This window comes from Rhodococcus sp. NPDC059179, from assembly GCF_042754885.1.
Taxonomy (GTDB): Bacteria; Actinomycetota; Actinomycetes; order Mycobacteriales; family Mycobacteriaceae; genus Rhodococcus_G.
Genome location: NZ_JBHZBV010000001.1, coordinates 1,047,930 through 1,069,510, shown reverse-complemented (window position 1 = coordinate 1,069,510; position 21,581 = coordinate 1,047,930). Strand labels below are relative to the sequence as shown.

At 71.4% G+C, this 21,581-nt stretch carries 21 protein-coding genes; 7 read left to right on the top strand and 14 right to left on the bottom strand.

The genetic code is table 11. The annotated features are described in order from the left end of the window. Window positions 1–32: 32 nt before the first annotated feature. Together ACFXMV_RS05035 and ACFXMV_RS05030 are read right to left on the bottom strand one after the other, a co-directional pair. A complete protein-coding gene (locus ACFXMV_RS05035) occupies window positions 33–1,427 on the bottom strand; it encodes an MFS transporter (RefSeq protein ID WP_378498403.1) in 1,395 nt (464 codons plus the stop codon). Between the two features lie 137 nt (window positions 1,428–1,564). Next, window positions 1,565–2,254, bottom strand: coding sequence for a ZIP family metal transporter (locus ACFXMV_RS05030; RefSeq protein WP_378498404.1), 690 nt, complete (start codon window positions 2,252–2,254; stop codon window positions 1,565–1,567). 46 nt (window positions 2,255–2,300) lie between these two features. Here ACFXMV_RS05030 and ACFXMV_RS05025 point away from each other — a divergent pair, with 46 nt between their 5' ends. Continuing rightward, window positions 2,301–3,182, top strand: coding sequence for a biotin-dependent carboxyltransferase family protein (locus tag ACFXMV_RS05025; protein ID WP_378498405.1), 882 nt, complete (start codon window positions 2,301–2,303; stop codon window positions 3,180–3,182). 94 nt (window positions 3,183–3,276) lie between these two features. Here the strand turns inward: ACFXMV_RS05025 and ACFXMV_RS05020 are convergent, their stop codons facing one another. The 6 genes from ACFXMV_RS05020 to carD form a co-directional block, all read right to left on the bottom strand. Continuing rightward, complete coding sequence (locus ACFXMV_RS05020; RefSeq protein ID WP_378498406.1) at window positions 3,277–4,476, bottom strand: amidase family protein; 1,200 nt, start codon at window positions 4,474–4,476, stop codon at window positions 3,277–3,279. 69 nt (window positions 4,477–4,545) lie between these two features. After that, the gene (rlmB, locus tag ACFXMV_RS05015; protein WP_378503214.1) at window positions 4,546–5,532 is read right to left on the bottom strand and encodes a 23S rRNA (guanosine(2251)-2'-O)-methyltransferase RlmB; all 987 of its coding nucleotides are present in this window, start codon (window positions 5,530–5,532) and stop codon (window positions 4,546–4,548) included. Continuing rightward, window positions 5,532–6,941 (bottom strand): cysteine--tRNA ligase, encoded by a 1,410-nt coding sequence (gene cysS / locus ACFXMV_RS05010; RefSeq protein WP_378502006.1) that lies wholly within the window; start codon window positions 6,939–6,941, stop codon window positions 5,532–5,534. Before cysS ends, rlmB begins: the two co-directional genes overlap by 1 nt. A gap of 11 nt (window positions 6,942–6,952) precedes the next feature. Continuing rightward, window positions 6,953–7,429 carry a 2-C-methyl-D-erythritol 2,4-cyclodiphosphate synthase gene (gene ispF / locus ACFXMV_RS05005; protein ID WP_378502005.1) on the bottom strand — a complete coding sequence of 159 codons (477 nt, stop codon included), beginning with the start codon at window positions 7,427–7,429 and terminating at the stop codon, window positions 6,953–6,955. Between the two features lie 14 nt (window positions 7,430–7,443). Next, entirely contained in the window at window positions 7,444–8,154 is a 711-nt protein-coding gene (ispD, locus tag ACFXMV_RS05000) for a 2-C-methyl-D-erythritol 4-phosphate cytidylyltransferase (RefSeq protein ID WP_378502004.1), read from the bottom strand. A 3-nt stretch (window positions 8,155–8,157) separates the two neighbouring features. Beyond that, window positions 8,158–8,646: an RNA polymerase-binding transcription factor CarD gene (gene carD / locus ACFXMV_RS04995; protein WP_007528440.1), complete on the bottom strand. Its 489-nt coding sequence runs from the start codon at window positions 8,644–8,646 to the stop codon at window positions 8,158–8,160. Between the two features lie 274 nt (window positions 8,647–8,920). On the opposite strand from carD, the gene ACFXMV_RS04990 reads away from it, so the two are divergent. Then, a complete protein-coding gene (locus tag ACFXMV_RS04990) occupies window positions 8,921–9,532 on the top strand; it encodes a hypothetical protein (protein ID WP_378499201.1) in 612 nt (203 codons plus the stop codon). 251 nt (window positions 9,533–9,783) lie between these two features. Here the strand turns inward: ACFXMV_RS04990 and ACFXMV_RS04985 are convergent, their stop codons facing one another. Continuing rightward, window positions 9,784–10,164, bottom strand: coding sequence for a nuclear transport factor 2 family protein (locus ACFXMV_RS04985; RefSeq protein ID WP_378499200.1), 381 nt, complete (start codon window positions 10,162–10,164; stop codon window positions 9,784–9,786). Between the two features lie 139 nt (window positions 10,165–10,303). Between ACFXMV_RS04985 and radA the strand changes: the two genes are divergently transcribed. Continuing rightward, complete coding sequence (gene radA, locus ACFXMV_RS04980) at window positions 10,304–11,686, top strand: DNA repair protein RadA (RefSeq protein ID WP_378499199.1); 1,383 nt, start codon at window positions 10,304–10,306, stop codon at window positions 11,684–11,686. 6 nt (window positions 11,687–11,692) lie between these two features. Here radA and ACFXMV_RS04975 read toward each other — a convergent pair whose 3' ends face one another. Beyond that, window positions 11,693–12,253, bottom strand: a complete 561-nt coding sequence (locus tag ACFXMV_RS04975) for a PaaI family thioesterase (RefSeq protein ID WP_378499198.1) — start codon at window positions 12,251–12,253, stop codon at window positions 11,693–11,695. 189 nt (window positions 12,254–12,442) lie between these two features. On the opposite strand from ACFXMV_RS04975, the gene disA reads away from it, so the two are divergent. Continuing rightward, the gene (disA, locus tag ACFXMV_RS04970; RefSeq protein WP_378503215.1) at window positions 12,443–13,528 is read left to right on the top strand and encodes a DNA integrity scanning diadenylate cyclase DisA; all 1,086 of its coding nucleotides are present in this window, start codon (window positions 12,443–12,445) and stop codon (window positions 13,526–13,528) included. 79 nt (window positions 13,529–13,607) lie between these two features. Here the strand turns inward: disA and ACFXMV_RS04965 are convergent, their stop codons facing one another. Then, window positions 13,608–14,348, bottom strand: a complete 741-nt coding sequence (locus tag ACFXMV_RS04965; protein WP_378499196.1) for a hypothetical protein — start codon at window positions 14,346–14,348, stop codon at window positions 13,608–13,610. 57 nt (window positions 14,349–14,405) lie between these two features. Then, a complete protein-coding gene (locus ACFXMV_RS04960; RefSeq protein ID WP_378499195.1) occupies window positions 14,406–15,032 on the bottom strand; it encodes a carbonic anhydrase in 627 nt (208 codons plus the stop codon). Between the two features lie 80 nt (window positions 15,033–15,112). On the opposite strand from ACFXMV_RS04960, the gene ACFXMV_RS04955 reads away from it, so the two are divergent. Continuing rightward, entirely contained in the window at window positions 15,113–15,994 is an 882-nt protein-coding gene (locus ACFXMV_RS04955) for an A/G-specific adenine glycosylase (RefSeq protein ID WP_378499194.1), read from the top strand. 90 nt (window positions 15,995–16,084) lie between these two features. Then, window positions 16,085–16,549: a hypothetical protein gene (locus ACFXMV_RS04950; protein WP_378499193.1), complete on the top strand. Its 465-nt coding sequence runs from the start codon at window positions 16,085–16,087 to the stop codon at window positions 16,547–16,549. 11 nt (window positions 16,550–16,560) lie between these two features. Here the strand turns inward: ACFXMV_RS04950 and ACFXMV_RS04945 are convergent, their stop codons facing one another. Continuing rightward, window positions 16,561–17,451: an NAD(P)-dependent oxidoreductase gene (locus tag ACFXMV_RS04945; protein WP_378499192.1), complete on the bottom strand. Its 891-nt coding sequence runs from the start codon at window positions 17,449–17,451 to the stop codon at window positions 16,561–16,563. A 127-nt stretch (window positions 17,452–17,578) separates the two neighbouring features. Here ACFXMV_RS04945 and ACFXMV_RS04940 point away from each other — a divergent pair, with 127 nt between their 5' ends. Next, the gene (locus tag ACFXMV_RS04940; protein ID WP_378503216.1) at window positions 17,579–20,806 is read left to right on the top strand and encodes a BTAD domain-containing putative transcriptional regulator; all 3,228 of its coding nucleotides are present in this window, start codon (window positions 17,579–17,581) and stop codon (window positions 20,804–20,806) included. On the opposite strand, the gene ACFXMV_RS04935 is transcribed toward ACFXMV_RS04940, so the two are convergent. Further along, window positions 20,788–21,552: an alpha/beta fold hydrolase gene (locus tag ACFXMV_RS04935; RefSeq protein ID WP_378503217.1), complete on the bottom strand. Its 765-nt coding sequence runs from the start codon at window positions 21,550–21,552 to the stop codon at window positions 20,788–20,790. The two genes, ACFXMV_RS04940 and ACFXMV_RS04935, sit on opposite strands and share 19 nt — an antisense overlap. Window positions 21,553–21,581: the final 29 nt, after the last annotated feature.

Sequence of the window (21,581 nt, the reverse complement as noted above, 5' to 3'; positions counted from 1 at the left end):
CCGACGCACCGATAAATGCACAGTCGGCGAGCTCAGCTGCGCGGCCTCGTGCTGCGCCAGGCCGTCAGCACACCGGCTGCGGCGAACGCGGCGAAGAACCCGAACAGCAGCCTCGCCGAATCCGCCATCGACCCGCCGAGATTCACCAGGACGCCTGCCAACGCCGACCCGACCGCGTTGCAGACCAACTGCACGGTGTTGATCGCGGCGGCCGCCTTGCCGCCCTCCACCTCATCGTCCGCGGCGCCCATCGCGAACGTGGCCAGGTGTGGCCACGCCACGCCGATGCCCGCGCCGCCCAGCACCAGCGCCGCGACCCAGACCCCGATCACCCACCCCGTCGCGCCCTCACGCTGGGTTGCCGCCGCGACGAGAAATCCGAACGCCACCATGGCCGGGCCTGCGACGACCAGGGTGCGCACCGCCGACCGGCGCGACGCACCCGCGCTGGTGATCTCGCCGAGGGTCCAGCCGACGGCGAGCGCGGCCCCCAGGAATCCCGCCGCCAACGGTTCCAGACCGCCGAGCCGTTGACCGAACAGCGGCACGAAGGTCTCCACGGTGGACGCGACCGCCAACAGCGCGAACGTCGCATAGGTCCACTTCAGGGTGTTTCCGGGCACGAACGTCACGGCGGGAAGCACGCCGGTGTCCGTTCGTCGCTCGTGCGCGAGGAAGACGACGAGCAGCGCGATCCCGGCGATCACACCCACCGCGGTGAGGGCCGCACTCGTCGCGATGCCCGCCACGCTCACCAGCAGTGCGGCCGCGGACAGCAACAGCATCGACCCGGCCGGAACGCCGACCCTCCGGCCCTCGATCCGGCCCCCACCGATGTACCGGGGCACCAGTGCCGCGATACCGACCGCCAGGAGGGCGAGGACGACGAACGCCCACCGCCAGGCACCGAACTGCGCGAACAACCCGCCGAGCGCAGGCCCGACGAACGTCCCGACGCCCCACATCCCGGAGACGAGCGCCGACGCGCGTGCCCACAGATGCCGGGGCAGGGTGGACCGGATCAGCGCGTAGCTCAGCCCGCTCAGCAGCCCACCGCCGAATCCCTGCAGGCCACGCCCCAGCAGCAGTACGAGCATGTCGGGTGCGGCCGCGCACACAACGGTGCCCGCCGTGAACAGCCCGATCGCGACGAGGTACGCGCCCCGCGGGCCCGCGGCCGCGAGCAGCCGGCTCACCAGTACCGCCGAGATCACCGAGGCGACAAGGAAGATCGTGGTGGCCCACGCGTAGAACCGCGCTCCCCCGATCTCGTCGATGGCGGACGGCAGCAGGCTGGTGGTCAGGTAGATGTTGATCGCGTACAGCGCGACGCCGCCGGCCAGCACCACCATCGGCCCGAGGTGGTCGGGGCCGAGCAGCTGCCGCCAGCCACGGTCCGCCGGGGAATGGGTATCGGTCGGTCGCATGTCCACCACGCTAAAACCTGCACCTAGGTCGAGGTCAATTCGGCGGCTCGCCGAGAGTGCAGCTATCGGGGCGTCGCCCGAGAAAGCGCGCCCGCAGGTGCACAGTCGGCGAACCGGGGAGTGCGGGCGGCCGGGTGCTAGCCGCCGAGCGCGAACGCGACGAGGAAGCCGAGCGCGGTGGACAGCCCAACCCACCAGCCGCCCTCCCGATACGCCTCCGGCATCAGCGAATCCGCGAGCACCGCGATCGTCGCCCCACCCGCGAACGCCTGGATCACGGCGACGTGCCGGTCAGGGATGGTGTCGGCGGCCGCGTTCGCGGCGATCACCACCAGCACCAGCACGACGGCCGTCACGGTCCACAGCAGCACCGCCCGGCCTCTGTTGAAGTTCGGCTGCTTGCGCATCGACGCCGCACCCGCGACGGCCTCCGGCACGTTGCCGACCGCGACCGCGACGAGCAGCACCAGTCCGCCGCCCGCGCTGAGCGAGACGCCGAGCGCGGTGTTCTCCGGGATGCCGTCGAGCAGCGTGCCGAGCATCAACGCCCAGCCGAGGGCGGCGGCACCGAGCTTGTTCTCGATGAGGTGATCGGACACCACGTAGACGAGCGCACCCGCCATCAGCGCGGTCCCGGCGATCAGCACGCCCTCGGCCTCGAACGCCGGCTGGAACAGCTCCGTCGACACCGCCGCCACCATCGTGCCAGCACCGAATGCCATCAACGCGGCCAGCAGCGGCCGCGGCAGGTCGTAACGCAACCCGACCAGCGCCCCGATGAGCAGCGGCACGGCGGTTCCGAGCCCGTAGAGCGCGGCGGTGAGCATTCGGCGATCGTACTGTCGCGCAGCCGCGATGGGCGACAATCGTTGGGTGGCTTGGCTGGAGGTGTTGCGCACCGGGGCGCTGATCACGGTCCAGGACCGTGGCAGGCCCGGATACGGCGCGCTCGGTGTCGGGGTGTCGGGGGCGGCCGACCGCGGATCCCATGACAGCGCAAACCGGTTGGTGGGCAACGATCCCCGGGCCGCAACCCTGGAAGTGACGCTCGGCGGGCTGGCGGTCCGCGCGCACGGGCGGCTGACCGTCGCGGTCACCGGCGCCCGCGTCCCGCTGTCGGTCAACCACGTCCCGCGCGCCGACTACAGCGCCGTGCATCTGACCGACGGCGACGTGCTGGTGCTCGGCAACGCCACCGGCGGGCTGCGCTGCTACCTCGCCGTGCGCGGCGGGGTGGACGCTCCGCCGACGCTGGGCAGTCGCGCGACCGACACCCTCGCCGGGCTCGGCCCGGCGCCGGTGCGGGCGGGCGACCGACTGCCCGTCGGCGGACTGAGCGCGGACTGGCCCGCGGACGAGCTCATTCCGCCGCCCCCGGCGTCCCCTGCCCCCGCTCGGCTGCGGGTGCGGCTGGGGCCACGGGCGGACCTTTTCGCCAACGCCGCCGTGGACACCCTGTTCGGCCAGTCGTGGACGGTCTCGACGGACAGCAACCGGGTGGGCGCGCGGCTGCGCGGCCGGGAGCCACTACGCCGCCTCGGCACCGTCGAACTCGCGAGCGAGGGAATGGTGCCGGGCTCGTTGCAGGTGCCGAGCGGCGGACAGCCGGTGCTGTTCCTGGCGGATCACCCGGTGACCGGCGGCTACCCGGTGATCGCGGTGGTCGTGGACGCCGACTTGGGGAAGGCCGCGCAGCTGGCGCCGGGCGATGACGTGCGGTTCGCCCGAACTCAGCAGGTTCCCGGGTCGGGCTGAAACACGCACGGGCGCACGGTGACCCCCCAAACGCGGCGACCCGCCGAACGCGGCGCACCGTGGTCGCTCGGCCCACCCCGACTGCGCGCGTGTCTTACCCCAATTGGGGTGAGACACGCGCACGGGCGGCGAAGCCGCGGACCAGGCGGAGCAGCTCCAGGTCGCGTCCGCGCGGCGCGACGATGCACAGCCCGACGGGGACACCGTCGGCCGTGGGCAGCGGCACGCTCACCGCGCAACGTCCACTCAGACCGGCGATACCCGTCAACTCCAGGGTCGCGGCGCGGGCCCGTTCGATAGCCGGCCCGCCCAGCGTCGCGTCCGTCCGCGTCGGCGCCACCGACGATGCGGACGGCAACAGCAGTAGGTCGTCGCCGAGCCACCGATCGATCTCGCCGCGGATCTGCCGCATCCGCGCCACGGCCCGCTCCCGCTGCCCGTCGGTGTAACCGGACGCCGCCTCGAACCGCGCGCGGATGTCCGGCCCCAGGCCGTCCCAGTGCCGTTCGATCCACGCCCCGTGCGCCCGCCACGCCTCCCAGCCCTGCACCGTGCGGAAGACGTCGGCCCAGCCGGGCAGGACGCCGGTGTCGAAGGAGGTCCTGTGGATCGGCGGCAGATCGCCGCCGCCCCAGTCCGCCAGCGCCGCGCCGATCGCCTCGCGGACCCGACGCGACCCCAGCCCGAGGACCTCGTCGGACACGATCGCCCGGGAGAACCCCCGGTCGCCGCCCGCGGGCAGCAGCACCTGACCGACCGCGAAGAGCGTCTGCGGTTCGCGCGTCACCCACCCGACGGTGTCGAAGGACGGCGCCAGCGGGAGCACGCCGCCCGCCGCGACGACGCCGTGTGTGGGGCGGATGCCGTACAGCCCCTGATAGGACGCGGGCACCCGGATCGAGCCGCCGGTGTCGGTGCCGAGCCCGACGGCGGCCTCGCCGAGGGCGACCGCGGCGGCGGGGCCGGAGCTGGATCCGCCGGGAATCCGGTCCGGTGCACGCGGGTTCGGCGGCGTCCCGTAGTGGGCGTTGGTGCCGGCCAGGCTGTAGGCGAACTCGTCAGTGCGCGCGATCCCGGCGATGGCGGCGCCTGCCGCGAGCAGGGCGGCGACCGCGGGCGCGGTGGCCGTCGCCGAGCGGGACTGGGCGAGCCACTGCTCGTTGCCCGCCCCGACAGGGTGCCCGGCGACGTCGAACAGGTCCTTGACCGCGACGGTCATCCCGTCCAGCGGCCCGTGCCCGGTCGATTCGACCAGGGGTGTGCCGTGCTCCCGCCAGAGTGTCGGGTCGACCACGGAAACCTCCTGGTCAGGAACTGTGCGTGAATTGCACCCCCACAGGGGCGCAATTCACGCACAGGCGCGCTAGCGCCTCCGTTGACGGGCGATGTCGGCGAGCACGACGCCCGCGGCGACCGAGGCGTTGAGCGACTCGACCGGGCCGGCCATCGGGATGCTGAGGATGGTGTCGCAGCTCTCGCGGACCAGGCGGGACAGGCCCTTGCCCTCCGACCCGACGACCACGACCACCGGTCCGGTGCCGTCGTACTCGTCGAGGGTGGTGTCGCCGCCTGCGTCGAGGCCGACGATCTGCACGCCCTTGGCCGCCCAGTCCTTCAGGGTCCGGGTCAGGTTGGTGGCCTGCGCGATCGGCAGTCGGGCCGCGGCGCCGGCGCTGGTGCGCCACGCGACCGCGGTGACACTGGCGCTGCGGCGCTGCGGGATGACCACGCCGTGACCGCCGAACGCCGCCACCGAACGCACAACGGCGCCCAGGTTGCGCGGGTCGGTGATGTTGTCCAGCGCGACCAGCAGCGCCGGCTCCTGATGCTTGCGGGCCTCGGCGATCAGGTCGTCCGGGTGCGCGTACCGGTACGGCGGCACCTGCAGGGCGACGCCCTGATGCAGGCCGTTCGCGCTCATCCGGTCCAGGTCCGTGCGCGGCACCTCGAGGATCGAGATGCCGGCCTCCGCCGCGAGCTGCACGCTCTCGGTGAGCCGGTCGTCGCTCTCGGTGCCGACCGCGACGTACAGCGCGGTCGCGGGCACGCCCGCCCGCAGGCACTCGACCACGGGGTTGCGGCCCAGCACGTTCTCGGGTCCGGCGTCGCCCTTGCGCGGGGACCCGCCGCGGCCGCGCGGCGCGCTGCCTCCGGTGCGGCCGCCCGCGTCCGCCGCGCGAGCGGCCGCCCGGGCGCGCTTGGCGGCCGGGTGCTTGGTGCGCTCGACAGCGGGCGGGGTGGCCCCACGCCCCTCGAGGCTGCGCCTGCCCTTGCCTCCGGAGCCCGCGACCTGGCCCTTCTTGGTTCCGCTCTTGCGGATCGCGCCGCGCCTGCTCGAATTGCCAGCCATCACAGTCCCGCTTCGTTGTGGTTCGTCTTGAGGGACCACTCGGGTCCGTTCGGTGTGTCGGTGACCTCGACGCCCGCCGCGGCGAGCCGGTCCCGGATCTGGTCGGCGACGACCCAGTCCTTGTCCGTCTTCGCCTTCTGGCGCGCATCGAGATTCGCGCGGACCAGAACATCGAGCGCCGCGTGCGCTGCCGACCCGTCGTCGGCATCGGCGGCCCAGTGCGGGTCGAGCGGGTCCACCCCGAGTATGCCCATCATGGCCCGCACCTGCGAGGCGATCTCCAGCGCCGCGGTCAGGTCGCCGGCGTCGAGCGCCTTGTTGCCCTCGGTCTTGCTGCCGTGGATCTCCGCCAGCGCCTTCGGCACCGCGAGGTCGTCGTCGAGCGCGGCCGCGAATCCCTCGGTCCACTTGCCGACCGGGATCTCGCCCGCCCGCTCGCGGGTCTTCAGGATGAACGCCTCGAGGCCGCGGTAGGACTCGGCGGCCACCTCGAGCGCGTGATCGGAGTACTCGAGCATGGACCGGTAGTGCGCGCCGCCCAGGTAGTACCGAAGCTCTTGCGGCCGGACCTTCTTCAGGACATTCGGCACCGACAGCACATTGCCGAGCGACTTCGACATCTTCTCGCCACCCATGGTGACCCAGCCGTTGTGCAGCCAGTACTGCGCGAATCCGTCGCCCGCCGCCCGGCTCTGCGCCAACTCGTTCTCGTGGTGCGGGAACACCAGGTCCAGTCCGCCGCAGTGGATGTCGAACGCCGACCCGAGGTAGGCCTCCGCCATCGCCGAGCACTCCAGGTGCCAGCCCGGGCGGCCGCGTCCCCACGGCGTCGGCCAGGACGGCTCCCCCGGCTTCTCGGCCTTCCACAGCGTGAAGTCCCGCGGGTCCCGCTTGCCCTCGGCCGCGCTCTCACCCTGGTGCACGTCGTCGAGCTTGTGCCCGGACAGCGCGCCGTACTGCGCGTAGCTGCGCACGTCGAAGTACACGTCGCCCGCGGCGGCGTACGCGTGACCGGCGTCGATCAGGCGCTGCATCATCTCGACCATCTGGGTGACGTGGCCGGTCGCACGCGGCTCCGCCGACGGCGGCAGCACCCCGAGCTGGCCGTAGGCCCGGTCGAAGGCGCGCTCGTAGGTCGCCGCCCACTCCCACCAGGGCCGACCGGCATCGGCGGCCTTGTTCAGGATCTTGTCGTCGATGTCGGTGACGTTCCGGATGAACGCGACGTCGTAGTCATGGGCCAGCAGCCAACGCCGCAGCACGTCGAACGCGACGCCGCTGCGCACGTGGCCGATGTGCGGCTCGCCCTGGACGGTCGCACCACACAGATAGATCGACGCGTGTCCGGGGGCCAGCGGAACGAAGTCACGCAGGGCCCGCGTCTCGGTGTCGAATAGGCGCAGGGTCACGACGTGCGATCTTACCGGCCCGAACCGGCGTCAAGTACCAACGCGGTCGCGACGGCGGCGATCCCCTCGCCGCGGCCGGTGAGCCCGAGACCGTCGGTGGTGGTCGCGGAGACGGAGACGGGGGCCCCGAGCACCCCGGAGAGCACGTCCTGCGCCTCCACCCGGCGCGGACCGATCTTGGGGCGATTCCCGATCACCTGGACCGCGGCGTTGCCGATCGACAGGCCCTCGGCTTCGATCAGCCTGCGCACCTCGGTCAGCAGCGCCGCGCCGCTCGCCCCGCCCCACTCCGGCCTGCCGGTGCCGAACACCGAGCCGAGGTCGCCGAGGCCCGCCGCTGACAACAGCGCGTCGCACAGCGCGTGCGCTGCGACGTCGCCGTCCGAGTGGCCGGCGCAGCCGTCCGTGTCCGCGAACAACAGCCCGGCGATCCAACACGGCCTGCCGACCTCGATCGGATGGACGTCGGTGCCGATTCCCACTCGCACGGTTGCCGGGCTCCCTACTGCTCGATCGGTTCGTCGGTCGCCAACGCCCGGGCCAGCGCCAGGTCAAGCGGCGTGGTGATCTTGAAGGCCAACGGATCCCCGACGATCGTGCGGACCCGCGCGCCGATCCGTTCGACCAGTCCCGCATCATCAGTCGCCAACGAGTCGGCGGCCTCGTAGGCCCGCCGCAGCAGATCCGCGGTGAAACCCTGCGGCGTCTGCACGGCACGCAACTCCGACCGTTCGGGGGTGCCGGTGACCGCGCCGAGCAGGTCCACCGTCTTGATGGTGTCGGTGACCGGCAGGGCGGGGACCACGGCGTCGCGGCCTGCCCGCAACTCCGCGACGACGCGGGCGATCAGGGGCGGTGGCGTCAACGCCCGGGCGGCGTCGTGCACGAGCAGCAGGTCCGCGTCCGGGGCGGCCTCGATCCCCGCGCGCACCGAGTCGGTGCGTTCGGCGCCGCCCGCGACGACGTCGACCCCCTCGGGGAGATCGGCGCGCACCGAGTCGATCCGGTCCGCGGGCACGATCACCACGACGCGGTCGACGACACCGGAGTCGATCAGCCCGTCGACGGCGAGCCGAAGCATGGAGACACCCCGCAGGGTGACGAACGCCTTCGGGATACCCGCCCCGAGGCGCTCCCCGCGTCCCGCGGCTGGCACCAATGCAATGACCCGGCCTCCGCTGTTCACTTCGGCCGGGTCAGTCACGTTGTTCATTTGTCAGGACGCTGCTGCGAGAACCTCGTCGAGGATGATCTCCGCCTTGGCGTCGTCGGTGCCCTCGGCGAGCGCGAGCTCACCGACGAGGATCTGACGAGCCTTGGCGAGCATCCGCTTCTCGCCCGCGGACAGCCCGCGGTCCTGCTCACGACGCCACAGGTCCCGAACGACCTCGGCAACCTTGTTCACGTCGCCGGAGGCGAGCTTCTCGAGGTTGGCCTTGTAGCGGCGCGACCAGTTGGTCGGCTCCTCGGTGTGCGGCGCGCGCAGCACCTGGAAGACCTTGTCCAGGCCCTCCTGGCCAACAACATCACGGACGCCGACGTACTCTGCGTTATCCGCGGGGACCCGGACGGTCAGGTCGCCCTGAGCGACCTTGAGAACGAGATATTCCTTTTGTTCACCCTTGATGGTGCGAGTTTCGATTGCCTCGATCAGCGCCGCTCCGTGGTGGGGGTATACGACGGTGTCTCCGACCTTAAAAATCATCTGTCCCGTGCCCCTTTCGATCTTCACAGTTTAACACGGGACCCGACCGTGCCGTCTCCAACGCCCCAGGTCAGGGGCACAGCGGGGTGATCGGAGGGGTTGACATGGGGACCTGAACGTGCATCCAGCAGCGCCCAAACCGACCGTATGGCCTCGGGTTTCGACACCGCAGACCCCGCCACGACGCCCCGAACAACGACCCCGGGACCCAGTCCGCAGACCTGACTACTACTCTGCCTAGTGGAGTACGACCCGACGCCGTGGAGGACAACCCGTGACAGCCCTGAATGCGCCGACTCGACGAGTCGCGACCGCCGTTGCCCTGGCCGCAGCCGCGGCGATCTCGCTGTCCGCCTGCAGCGCGGGCCAGATCACCCAGACCGCGACCCAGGTGGCAGCCGTGAACGGCAACTACGCCAACCAGGGTGATATCTCCCTGCGCAACGTGCACATCGTGTACCCCGACAGCGAGGAATACAGCATCGAGCCCGGCGGCAAGGCCGCGCTCAAGTTCACCGCGGTGAACAACAGCGAGGTGAAGGCCGACCGCCTGACCAAGATCACCACCGAGGCGGCCGGCTCGGTCACCATCGCCGGTGAGGTGGGCGGCCGGGTCATCGACCCGCAGACCTCGCTCGGCGCCGGGGTGCGCGCGGCGACCGTCCTCGACGACGCCGAGGACCCCACCCAGCTGATTCTGGTGGAGCTCAACGACCTCAACGAGGGCGTCCACCCCGGCCTGACGGTCCCGATGACCTTCAGCTTCGAGCGGGCGGGCGACATCGTCGTCTCCGTGCCGGTCGATGCGGGGCCGCTGACCGAGCGGCACGAGTCGGACAAGTCCGGCAACGCCGACGCGAAGCCCCTCGGCAGCGGCGGACACTAGTCCCCGAATTCACGAGAACGGCCCTCGGCGCCCAGCGCCGGGGGCCGTTCTGGTCTTTCTACTCGCCGGCGGGTTGCGAGCCGGGACCGGTGACGCCCGGCGGTACTAGCGGATGCGCGATGGTTGCCTCCCGTACGGTCGCCGGTGCGATTCCCCGGTTTCCCGAGAATCCCGTGCGGTCCGAATGCTGCCGACGGTGAGGACCGCGGTCGGGGGCGGCGTTCAGGACATGGGCCCGGTCACCGAGGGGATCACCCCTCGTACAGGTCCGCCTCGCCCAGGCCGGTCGCGTCGAATGCATTCTCAAGGTCGCGATGGCGCACCACCGTGACCACCCGGTCGTCGACCACCCGGAACGCGATCGCCTGCTCGATCGGGTTATCGGGATCAGATGCCCACGTGGCCGTCTCCTCGACTACGACAACGCCGTTGTGCACGAACATGCGTCCCGTCCGGAACGTCACGCCGGCCGATGTCGCCCACTCGCGGAGTTCGTCGAGACCCTGATCGGGATCGTCGTCGTCGGTGGGCAGCACGATGTCGTCGCTGGACAGCGCCAACAGCGTGTCGATGTCGTTGCTGTTGACAGCATCGTGCCAGGCCAGAACGGTTGCGATCTCCGAGGTGCTCATGGACGCCAAGCGTAAGCTCTGTCACCGTGGCGAGCGACTCAAGTTGACGTACGGCCGCAGGGTCGGCGCGGGTCCCGGCCGCCCGCCCTCGATTGCGCTGCCCACGCAGCCTGTCGGACCCCGCCCCTAGGCTGCTGTCGTGGCCAAACCCAAATCGAGCTTTCGCTGCTCGTCCTGTCAGAACTCGATGGCCAAGTGGGTCGGCCGCTGCCCCGACTGCGGTGCGTGGGGCTCGGTCGAGGAGGTGACCCTCCTCGCCGCCGTCGCGAGTAGGCCGGGCGCGACGACCGCCCGCAGCGCCTCCATGGTGCCGACCGCCCCGGCGACCCCGATCACCCAGATCAGCGGCACCTCCAGCCGGGCCAAGCCCACCGGCGTGCCCGAGCTGGACCGGGTGCTCGGCGGCGGGCTGGTCCCCGGCTCGGTGGTGCTGCTCGCGGGCGAGCCCGGCGTCGGCAAGTCGACCCTGCTCCTCGAGGTCGTGCACCAGTGGGCGCGGCGCGACCCCCAGGACCGCGCGCTCTACGTCACCGGCGAGGAGTCGGCCGGGCAGGTCCGGCTCCGGGCCGACCGGACCAACTCGGTGCACGAGCGGGTGTTCCTGGCCGCCGAGTCCGACCTCGCCACCGTGTTCGGGCACGTCGAACAGGTCCGCCCGACGCTGCTGATCGTGGACTCGGTGCAGACCATGCTCGCCGCCGACGTCGAGGGCGTGGTCGGCGGAGTCACCCAGGTCCGCGCCATCACCAGCGCGCTGACGTCCCTGGCCAAGACGAGCGGCATCCCGGTCCTGCTGATCGGGCACGTCACCAAGGACGGCGCGGTGGCCGGGCCCCGCGCGCTCGAGCACCTGGTGGACGTGGTGCTGCATTTCGAGGGCGACAAGCACTCCACCCTGCGCATGGTGCGGGGCGTGAAGAACCGCTTCGGGGCGGCGGACGAGGTGGGCTGTTTCGAGTTGCGCGAGGACGGCATCGAATGCGTCAGCGACCCGTCCGGGCTGTTCCTGCACCACCGCGACGATGCCGTCCCCGGCACCGCGGTCACCGTCACCATGGACGGCAAGCGCCCCCTGCTCGGCGAGGTGCAGGCGTTGGTCGCCAAGTCGCACAACCCCTCGCCCCGGCGCGCTGTCAGTGGGATGGACTCGGCGCGGGTGTCGATGGTGCTGGCCGTGCTCGAACGGCGCTACGGGGTGAAGGTCTCCGACCAGGAGGTGTACGCGGCGACCGTGGGCGGCATGCGGGTGACCGAACCGTCCGCGGACCTGGCGCTGGCCGTCGCGGTGGCGTCGGCGTTCAGGGACACCGCCCTGCCGCCCGGGTTGGTGGTGCTCGGCGAGGTCGGACTGGCGGGCGAGGTGCGCCGGGTGACCGGCGTCGACCGGCGCCTCGCCGAGGCGAAGCGGCTCGGCTTCACGCACGCACTGGTGCCCCGCGATTCCGGGCCGCCGCCGTCGGGGATGCGGGCCACCGAGGTCACCAATCTCGGGGAGGCCCTGCGGGTCCTGCCTCGGGGCTGAGCGGCGCTACAGCGAGGACGACGTGCCGAACGGTGACGTCGCCTCCCCGTCGACGAAGTCCTGCATCGGCACGAAGTGCTCGGGCTTGATCGTCAGGAACAGCCCGCGGGAGGTGGCGACGACGTCGTCACCGGCGGTCGGGCCCTCCACGATCCGGGCCTCCGCGCTGGTGTAGACCTTGCGTCGGATCATGCCGTCGATGCGGGCGCGGAACTCGAGCACCGAGCCGAGCGGGATCGGCCTCGCGAAGTCGATCTCCAGGTGCCCGGTGACCACGGGACCGCCGAGCACCATGCACGCCATGCCCTGGACCTCGTCGAAGGCGACGGACAGGATGCCGCCGTGGATCACGCCTGGCCCGCCCTGGTACCGGTTCGCCACGGTCAGCCGGCCGGAGACCTCCAGGCCCTCGAGCGCCGTGAAGGTCATCGCCATCCCCGCGGGCTGGTCGTCGCCGCATCCGAAGCACTTCGACCAGTGCTGCGGCAACGCGCCGCCCGGCTCCGGGAAGAAGTCGGGTCGGGTCGGCAATTCGAGTTCGTCGGGCAAAGTCCAGGTACTGCTCACGGCCTCCAAAATATCGGTTCACCGATTTCCGCCCGAACGCGCCCCTGCCCGGGTCCGGCTCCGGCGCGTCCGCCCCCGGGGAGGCCGCCGCCCCTCCCCCGCTGGGTAACCTGGACGCGAAGCGACGGCGGATCGACCGAACTCCGCCCGGCGGTGAGGCGCCGCGCAAACCGAGCGAGGGGGACGGCAATGGACGACGCGACGCCGTCTGCCGCCGTCCGCGAGACGATCGCCAGACTGGCACCGGGTACCGAGCTGCGCGACGGCCTGGAACGAATCATGCGCGGCCGCACCGGCGCCCTGATCGTGCTCGGCTACGACGCCGAGATCGAGGAACTCTGCGACGGCGGCTTCGAACTGGACGTCGAATTCGCGCCGACCCGGCTGCGGGAACTGTCCAAGATGGACGGCGCCGTGGTGCTGTCCACCGACGGCACCAGGATCGTGCGCGCCAACGTCCAGCTCGTCCCCGACTACAAGATCCCGACCGTGGAATCCGGCACCCGGCACCGCGCCGCGGAGCGGACCGCGATCCAGACCGGCTATCCGGTGGTCTCGGTGAGCCAGTCGATGAGCATCGTCAGCGTGTACGTCGGCGGCATCCGGCACGTGCTCGAGGGTTCACCGACCATCCTGTCGAGGGCGAACCAGGCCGTCGCGACGCTGGAGCGGTACAAGTCCAGGCTCAACCAGGTCACCAATCAGCTCTCCGTCGTGGAGATCGAGGACTTCGTGACGCTGCGCGACGCCCTCACCGTCGTGCAGCGGCTCGAGATGGTGCGCCGGGTGTCGGTGGAGATCGAGCGCGACGTGCTCGAGCTCGGCACCGACGGCAGGCAGCTTGCCCTGCAGCTGGAGGACCTGGTCGGCGACAACGACATCGCCCGGCAGCTGGTGGCCCGCGACTACCTCGCGGGCGAGGGGCAGGCCCCGACGGAGGCCGTCGAGCGGACCCTCGAGGCGCTGGACAAGCTCACCGACGCGGACCTGCTCGACCTGACCACGTTGGCCCGCGCGTTCGGGTACCCGGCGACGATCGAGGCGCTCGAGGCGCCGATGAGCCCGCGCGGCTACCGGGTGCTGACCCGGGTGCCGCGGCTGCAGTTCCACCAGATCCACCGGCTGGTCGGGTCTTTCGGGACCCTGCAGGGCCTGCTCGCCGCGACAGCCGCCGACCTGCAGTCGGTGGAGGGCATCGGTGGGCTGTGGGCCCGGCACATCCGGGAGGGGCTGTCCCGGCTCGCGGAGACGTCGATCTCCGGTCCGTACGACTAGGGCGTGTCTCCAAACCACGAACCGTGCGCGTTTCTTACCCCGATCGGGATGCAAGACGCGCACGGGCCGCGGAGCGGCGTCAGCTGAGGTTGAACGGCTCCGGGGTGCTGCGCAGTGCGCCGAGCTGACCGACGACGGTGTAGGCGCCCGGGCCGACCGGGTTGCGCGGCGCGGTGCAGCCGGGCTCGGACGTCGCGCCCGACCACTTGACCGTGAACGCCGCCTGCTCGCCCGGCTTGAGGGAGCGGATGTCCGGCGCCGTGTTGGGGAAGCAGTCCGTGTTCGACCACACCCGCTGCTGCCCGTCAAGGCTGTAGACCAGCACCTGCTGCATGCCGGCGCCGAGGTCACGCTCGCAGGTCGCGGAGCCGATGTTGGTGACGACGATGCCGAACTGCGGTTCCTGACCCGCCGGGTAGTTCGGCTGGTTCGAGCTGGCCTTGATGGCGAGCGACTGGTCCGGGCACTGTCCCGCCGGGACGGCGGCCGCCGAGGACGCTGCCGCCTCGCCCGAGACGGAGCCGGCGACCGGGGATCCCGCGCCGGAATCACCGGACCCGGAGGCCCCGCCAGCGCCGGACGCCTCACCGGACCCGGACCCGCCGGAGTCCCCCGAAGAACTGGGGGCGGCCTCGCCGGAAGACGGGCTGCTCTGCGAGCTGCTGACGGCCGCAGCCGCGGCCGACGGATCATCCTCGCCGCCGCCGAGCGACGTCACGATCCACACCAAGAGGATGAGCGCGACCACGCCAGCCCCGATCGCGAGCGCGCGTCGTCGCCAGTAGATCTCGGGGGGCAGCGGCCCGGTTGGTTCCAACACAGAACCCACGTTAGGTGCCCGGGCCCGGGCGGAGGTCCACCAGGCCCGGCGTGTCGCTCAGTCGGCCACCTCGCCGACGTCGCCGACCGTGTTCCGCAGGTGCACTCGACCGTCGGAGAGCTGGTAGGTGACGCCGACGATGGCGCAGGTCCCCGCCGCCACCCGGTCGGCGATGATCCGCGACCGCTGCTGGAGCAGGTCGCCGGTCTCCACCACGTGGCGCGCCTCGAGCTCGTCCACCGTGGACAGGCCCTCGTTGCGGCCGATCAGGATCGACGGCGCGACCTTTTCGACGACGTCGCGGATGAAGCCGCCGGGGATGGCCCCGTTGTCGAGCGCGTTGATCGTGGCCGCGACCGCGCCGCAGGTGTCGTGCCCGAGGACCACGATCAGCGGCACGTTGAGGATCTCGACCGCATACTCGATGGAGCCGAGCACCGAGCTGTCGATGACGTGGCCGGCCGTGCGCACCACGAACATGTCGCCGAGGCCCTGGTCGAAGATGATCTCGGCGGCCACGCGCGAGTCGCCGCAGCCGAAGATCACCGCGGTGGGGTGCTGGCCGCCGACGAGCTTCGCCCGGTCGGCGACGCCCTGGCTGGGGTGCACCGACGCGTCGTTCACGAAGCGGTCGTTACCCTGCTGGAGCGCCTTCCAGGCCGAAATGGGGTTTGAGTTGGGCATGTCAGCCATTGTGCACACCGCATTTTCCGTGCTTCATCCGCCACCTGGCAAAACCGTGAAACGGGAGGTGTGAAGTTCAAGTGAACTCCTCCGCACTCATTGCCTGGTACGAGCGTAAGGCCCGTGACCTGCCGTGGAGGCGCGACGGCGTCACTGCCTGGCAGATCCTGATGAGCGAGATCATGCTGCAGCAGACGCCGGTGGTGCGCGTCGCGCCGATCTGGGAACAGTGGGTGCAGCGCTGGCCGGTGCCCTCGCTGATGGCCGCGTCGAGCCAGGGCGAGGTGCTGCGTGCCTGGGGCAAGCTCGGCTACCCCCGGCGGGCGCTGCGACTGCACGAATGCGCGCGGGTGCTGGCCGCGGAGCACGGCGACGTCGTCCCCGCCGACGTGGACGTCCTACTCGGCCTGCCGGGGATCGGCGCCTACACGGCGCGCGCGGTCGCCTGTTTCGCGTACGGGCAGCAGGTCCCGGTGGTGGACACCAACGTCAGGCGCGTGGTCGCCCGGGCGGTGCACGGCGCGGCGGAGCCCGGCAACCCGTCCACCACCCGCGACCTCGCCGACGTCGACGCGCTGCTGCCGCGGACCAGAGCCAGGGCCACGGTGTTCTCGGCCGCGCTGATGGAACTGGGCGCGACTGTCTGCACTGCCCGCAACCCCGATTGCGAACGCTGTCCGCTGACCGACTGTGCCTGGCTGACCACGGGTCGCCCCGCGCACACCGGGCCGCCGCGCAAGGTGCAGAAGTTCGCGGGCACCGATCGCCAGGTCCGCGGCCGGCTCCTGGACGTGCTGCGCGGGACCCACGCGCCGGTCGAACGGGCGCGGCTGGACCAGGTGTGGCTGACGGACCCCGCGCAGCGGGACCGGGCGCTGGACTCGCTGCTGGTGGACGGGCTTGTCGAGCAGACCGAGAACGGGTTGTTCGCCCTCGCGGGCGAGGGCGGTATCGAGCGATGACTGTGCGCGCGTCTCACCCCGACCGGGGTAAGACGCGCGCACGGGCGGCGGAGCTGCGACAGTTGTCGTATCCGGAGATCAGGAGCCGCCATGAACGCCACCATTCGAGCCATCGCGTGCACCGTATTCGCCTCGACCGCCATCGCGGGCGGCCTCGTGTCGGCTGGCGGAGCGGCGCAGGCCCAGCCCATCACGTCGGCGCAGTGTGGGGTGAACACCTCCATCGGGGCCGCCAGCTCGCTGTGTGTCGCGAGCGGCGTTCCCGCCGGCGCGACCGTGGTGCACCACGTCCGCGTCGACTGCTTCGGCCTGACCGCCACAGCGATCCCCGGCCTCGGAGGCGCCATGCACGTCCCCTCGGTTCAGAACTACTCGCGCACCAGCCTCGCGGTCCCCGCCGGCGAGCAGGCGAACGCACCATGCACGGGTGGCCTCGGGGCCCCCTTCTGGGAGATCGGTGTCGCACGGGGCGCCACAGTCACCTGCGGCATCCGCGAGGGCATCGTCACCCATGTCAGCGCGAGCTGCTCGGACATCCGTCCGCAGACCCCCTGACGCCTCGGCGATCACCGATTCGCCGGTCGCGGCTTCCTGATCGTCTCGAACAGGCTGGTCCAGCTGTCCCGGCCGTGCCCATCGGCGATGGCCCGCGCGTAGTGCGCCTGGATCGCCTGCGGGAGTTCGACGTCGATGCCCGCGTCCCGGCTGGCCCCGACGATGTGGTCGGCGGTCGCCCCCATCATCGTGACGTTGGCACCCTCGTCGCGGTGGTCGCCCGCGTCGAAACGCTCGGCTGACTCCTCCAGCATCGACACCGCGAGGGTGAACGTCTCCGCCGCGTAGGGGAAGAACTCCGTGGCGGAAACCCCCGCCGAGCCGACCAGGGCCGCGGCGTGGGCGAAGCTGGACAGCGCCGTCAGGAACACGTCGAGCTGGGCCTGATACCAGAGTTGCGCGAGCGCCGGGTCCTCGCCGCGGTAGTCGGGCCTGCCGATCGCGGACAGCGACTGGCGGTGCGCGTCCATCGTCGACTCGGCGCCGCTGTAGAAGACATAGGCGCCGTCCCCCCCGACCATCGGCGCTGGCACCATCACTCCTCCCACCAGGAGATCGGCACCCCGGTCGGCGAGCCATCTGCTCGCTTCCCTTGTCGCCTCCGGGGTGTCGGAGCTGAGGTTGACCACCACCCGTCCTGCCAGCGCGTCTCCGACGGTGTCGAGGACGTCGTACATGGCGCCGTAGTGGGTCAGGCTGAGGATCACCAGATCGCTCGCCAGCACGGCCTCCGTGGGCGTCTCCGCTCGTTTCGCTCCCCTCGAGACCAGTTCGTCGGCGCGGCTGGCCGTCCGGTTCCACACCGTCACCTGGTGCCCCCCGTCGAGGAACGCGCCGACCATGGCCCGTCCCATCGGCCCGAGTCCGATGACCGTGACCGGGGTGTTCGCGCTGTGGTTCATCGTGTGCCCTTCGTTCGTACGGCTCTGTCCTGCTGACGGATCCGAGCCTGCGCGGCCGTCCTTGCGTATCGCTTGTGGTCCGCTGACGCCGGCGGGCGATGTCGATGATCTGCACTACCGTGACGGCATGCGGTTCGGAATCCTTGGCCCACTGCGCGCCGAGGCGGCACGGGGACGGCCGATCGCGATCACCGAACGCAAGGTCCGCGCGCTGCTGGCTGCCCTGCTCGTCCATCCGGGAAAGCCGGTTTCCGCGGATCGACTGATCGAGGCGCTGTGGGGCGACGAACCGCCTCCGAGCGCGCAGAGCACCCTGCAGACCAAGATCTCGTTGCTGCGCCGGGCATTCGAGCAGGCCGAGCCGGGCGGCAGGGAGCTCGTCGCGTTCGAGGCGTCCGGCTACCTGCTCAGGGTCGACGACGATGCGGTGGATGCGGTCCGATTCGAACGCTTGGCTGCCCAGGCGCGGACCGAGCCCGATCCGAGGTCGCGGATCGCGCTGATCGGGCGCGCTCTCGAACTCTGGCGCGGTCCGGCGTTCGCCGAGTATGCCGAGGAACCGTTCGCCCGAGCCGCCGCCACCCGGCTCGAGGAAGGGCGACTCACCACCCTGGAGGAGCAGGCCGAAACCCGCCTCGCGCTCGGCGAGGATGCGGCACTCGTTGCCGAGTTGGCCGGCCTGGTCGACCGGCATCCCCACCGAAACAGGCTGCGCGGCGCCCACATGCGTGCGCTCTATCGCGCAGGGAGGCAGGCAGAGGCGCTCGCGAGCTATGCGCGGCTGCGCGAGATCCTGGCCGAGGATTTCGGCCTCGACCCCGATCCGGAACTCGTCGCGCTGCACGGCGCGATCCTGCGCCGCGACTCCGCACTGGGACCGAGGAACACGACCGGGCCCACGGTGCACGGCAACCTGCCGACACCGGTGACCGACCTCATCGGGCGAGCGGAGGCGGTGGCGGGCATCCGCGACGCACTCGAAAACTCCCGATTGGTGACGCTCATCGGCCCCGGCGGCGTCGGCAAGACCCGACTCGCCGTGGAAACCGCACGGCAGCTGGCGGATTCGACCCCAGACGGCGCGTGGCTGGTGGAACTGGCCGCGCTGACAACAGCGGGCGAACCGGACACCGCGGCGATCGCCGATGCGGTGTTGACGGTCCTCGCCATCCGCGAGCACACCCCGACCCGCGCCGTTCCCGCACCGGGACCCACCGCTCCGCTTGCGCGCCTGACCGAGATCCTGCGGACCAAGAGCATCCTGCTGGTCATCGACAACTGCGAGCACCTGTCGGCCGCGGCGGGTCTGGTCGCCGGGCACCTGTTGGCCGCAGCGCCGGGACTGCGGATTCTCGCCACCAGCCAGTCGCCGCTGGCGATCGGAGGCGAAACCCTCTGGGCCGTAGTACCGTTGAGCCTTCCGAGTGAACCTGATTCGGTCGCCGATTCGAGCGCGGTGGAGCTGTTCGTGTCCCGAGTTGCGGCATCCGCCCCCGACTTCGAGCTGACGGCGGACAACGCCTCGACCGTGGCGGCGATCTGCAGACGGCTCGACGGCATCCCGCTCGCCCTGGAACTGGCCGCGCCGCGCGTCCGGGTACTCGGCGTCGTTCGCCTGCTCGAGCGCCTCGAGGACCGATTCGGCCTGCTGACGACCGGCTACCGGGACGCTCCCCCACGACAGCAGACCCTGCGCGCGATGATCGACTGGAGCAGTTCACTGCTCACCGCCGCCGAGCGCACCCTGCTTCGTCGCCTCGCCGTCTACGCGGACGGCTGCACACTCGAGTCCGCGGAAGCGGTGTGCTCGGGTGACGGCATCGATTCGGCCGGTGTTCTCGACCTGATCTCCGGCCTCGTCGACCGGTCGCTGGTGGTCGTGTCCGACTCGCCGGACGGGCCAAGGTACCGGCTCCTGGAATCGATTCTCGCCTATGCGGCCGAACACCTCGGCGAGGCAGGCGAACTCGGCGAGCTGCGCGAGCGGTACTGCCGGTACTTCACCGCGCTGGCCGAGACCGCCCGGCCACATCTGCATCGGGAGTCACAGCGGACCTGGCTGGCACGGCTCGACGCGGAGGGCGCCAATCTGCGGGGCGCGCTGTCCGCCGCCGTCCGCGACCACCCGGATCTCGGTCTGCGCCTGGCCGACGCCTTGACCTGGTACTGGGTGTTGCGCGGCCGATTCACCGAAGCCGACCGCTGGCTCGACGCGACGCGGCAGAACGCGGGTCACCCCGACCATCCGATCGCGATTCGAGCGGCCGACTGGCACAGTGGCATTCGACTGCTCCGTCACGCACCCCGCGAGTCCAGCGGCATGGACCCCGACCCCCGGCCGACGCCGGCCGGGGTCGAGTTCCCCGGCCGCGGCCGCGCCACCTGGTTCCTTGCGTACGCGAGGTACGGGGCGGTCGACATGGACGGCAGCCGGGAGCTGGTGGACCTGGCACTCACCCAGCTGCAGACCGAGGACGACCCGTGGGCGGTGGCCGCCGCCCTGTGCACGCGCGCCCAGCTACGCGCCGGGCCCGACGGGCTCGCCTCGGCCGCCCGCGACGGCGAGCGGAGCATGGCGATCTTCCGTGAACTCGGCGACCGCTGGGGGCAGGCGCAGGTCGCCTACCCGCTCGCCACCCTCGCCGAGATCGCCGGCGACTACGGGCGCGCACGGGACCTGCACGCCCACGGGCTCCGCGTCGCGGAGGAACTCGGTCTGTGGCGCGAGGCGACCGATCGATTGTGCGGCCTCGCTCGGATCTCGCTTCTGACAGGCGATCTCGCGCGGTCCCGAGAGCTCCACGCACGGTCACTGCAGATGGCACTGGAACACGGTTACCGCAACGGAGAAGTCTCGGCCGAGATCGGGCTGGGCCTGACGGACCGCCGGGCCGGCCGCCTGGAGGACGCGGAGCCCCGCCTTCTGTCGATGCTCGACTGGGGCAGGCGCACCGATTTCGGGCCGATCACCACGCTCATGCTGGCCGAGCTCGGGTTCATCGCGGAATTGCGCGGCGACGCCGACCGCGCACATGCCCTGCACTCGGATGGCCACGCCGAGGCTCTGCGCCAGGGCGACCCGCGCGCCACAGCCCTGGCGATGGAAGGCCTTGCCGGGGCCGAGGTGTTGGCCGGGCGCCCTGCGACGGCCGCCCGACTGCTCGGCGCCGCGTCGGCCGCCCGCGCGTCGGTCGGGGCGCCCCTGCCGTCCGGCGAGCGCGGCGACCTCGACCGGATCACGACCGCGGCGATGCGGGTGCTCGGCGCCGACGATTTCGGGCACGAGTTCGCAGCAGGCGCGGCGCAGGGCCTACCCGGCCCGCCGAGGAGCGACGATCACCGACCGGATGCGTGAGCGGGCAACTCGTCGAGGAACGCCTCCACCGCCGCGCGATACTCGACCGGCCGGTCGTCGTGCACCAGGTGACCCGCGCCCTCGACCAGGGCGTAGCGCGTCACCGAATCCCGCGCCGTGTCGGCCATCGCACGCATCTGCCCGGCAGGAGTGATGGTGAACTCGCCCTCCAGCAGCAGCGCGGGCGCGCGGACCGCGGACCACTGAGTCCAGAAGTCCCGGGTCCCCCACTCCTCCGAGATGTCCCGCCAGACCGGCACCTCACCGTGCAGGTGGAAGCCGTCGGTCCGCTCCTCGAAGGAGTCCATGAAGTATTGCGCCGCAACGGGTCCGAAGAAGTCGATCATGTGCTCGCGGTCGCGGAACGGCTGTGGCCAGGACCCGATCATCTCGGCCCAGTCGCGCGCGGTGCGACCCTGGAAGTCAGGCGCCATGTCCTCCACCACCAGCGCGCTGACGCGATCAGGATGCGCGGCGGCGAAGCACCACGCGTGCAGCCCGCCCATCGAATGTCCGATCACCACCATCGGTTCGGTGATCGGCGCCAACGCCGCGGTGAGGTCCTCGACGAACGCCTCGGTGGTCAGTTCGGCCGGGGCCGGCCTGCCGTGCCCGGCCGCGTCGAAGGTGTAGACGTGCCCGTGCTCGCGCAACCACGGCACGTGCCTGCGCCACGTCCTGGCGCTGCCCATGAGTCCATGGAGCAACAGGATCGGCCGGCCGGTTCCACCCTCGTCATGCAGCACGGCACCGAGGTTATCCCGGTGCCGTGCTG

Bases quoted from the DNA above. Each gene is read 5' to 3' on its own strand.
- rlmB (WP_378503214.1), bottom strand. From the start codon at position 5,532: ATGGCTGGCAATTCGAGCAGGCGCGGCGCGATCCGCAAGAGCGGAACC.
- ACFXMV_RS04960 (WP_378499195.1), bottom strand. From the start codon at position 15,032: ATGCCCAACTCAAACCCCATTTCGGCCTGGAAGGCGCTCCAGCAGGGT.
- ACFXMV_RS05035 (WP_378498403.1), bottom strand. From the start codon at position 1,427: ATGCGACCGACCGATACCCATTCCCCGGCGGACCGTGGCTGGCGGCAG.
- carD (WP_007528440.1), bottom strand. From the start codon at position 8,646: ATGATTTTTAAGGTCGGAGACACCGTCGTATACCCCCACCACGGAGCG.
- ACFXMV_RS04950 (WP_378499193.1), top strand. From the start codon at position 16,085: ATGAACGCCACCATTCGAGCCATCGCGTGCACCGTATTCGCCTCGACC.
- ACFXMV_RS05030 (WP_378498404.1), bottom strand. From the start codon at position 2,254: ATGCTCACCGCCGCGCTCTACGGGCTCGGAACCGCCGTGCCGCTGCTC.
- disA (WP_378503215.1), top strand. From the start codon at position 12,443: ATGGACGACGCGACGCCGTCTGCCGCCGTCCGCGAGACGATCGCCAGA.
- ispD (WP_378502004.1), bottom strand. From the start codon at position 8,154: ATGAACAACGTGACTGACCCGGCCGAAGTGAACAGCGGAGGCCGGGTC.
- ACFXMV_RS04945 (WP_378499192.1), bottom strand. From the start codon at position 17,451: ATGAACCACAGCGCGAACACCCCGGTCACGGTCATCGGACTCGGGCCG.
- ACFXMV_RS04985 (WP_378499200.1), bottom strand. From the start codon at position 10,164: ATGAGCACCTCGGAGATCGCAACCGTTCTGGCCTGGCACGATGCTGTC.
- ACFXMV_RS04940 (WP_378503216.1), top strand. From the start codon at position 17,579: ATGCGGTTCGGAATCCTTGGCCCACTGCGCGCCGAGGCGGCACGGGGA.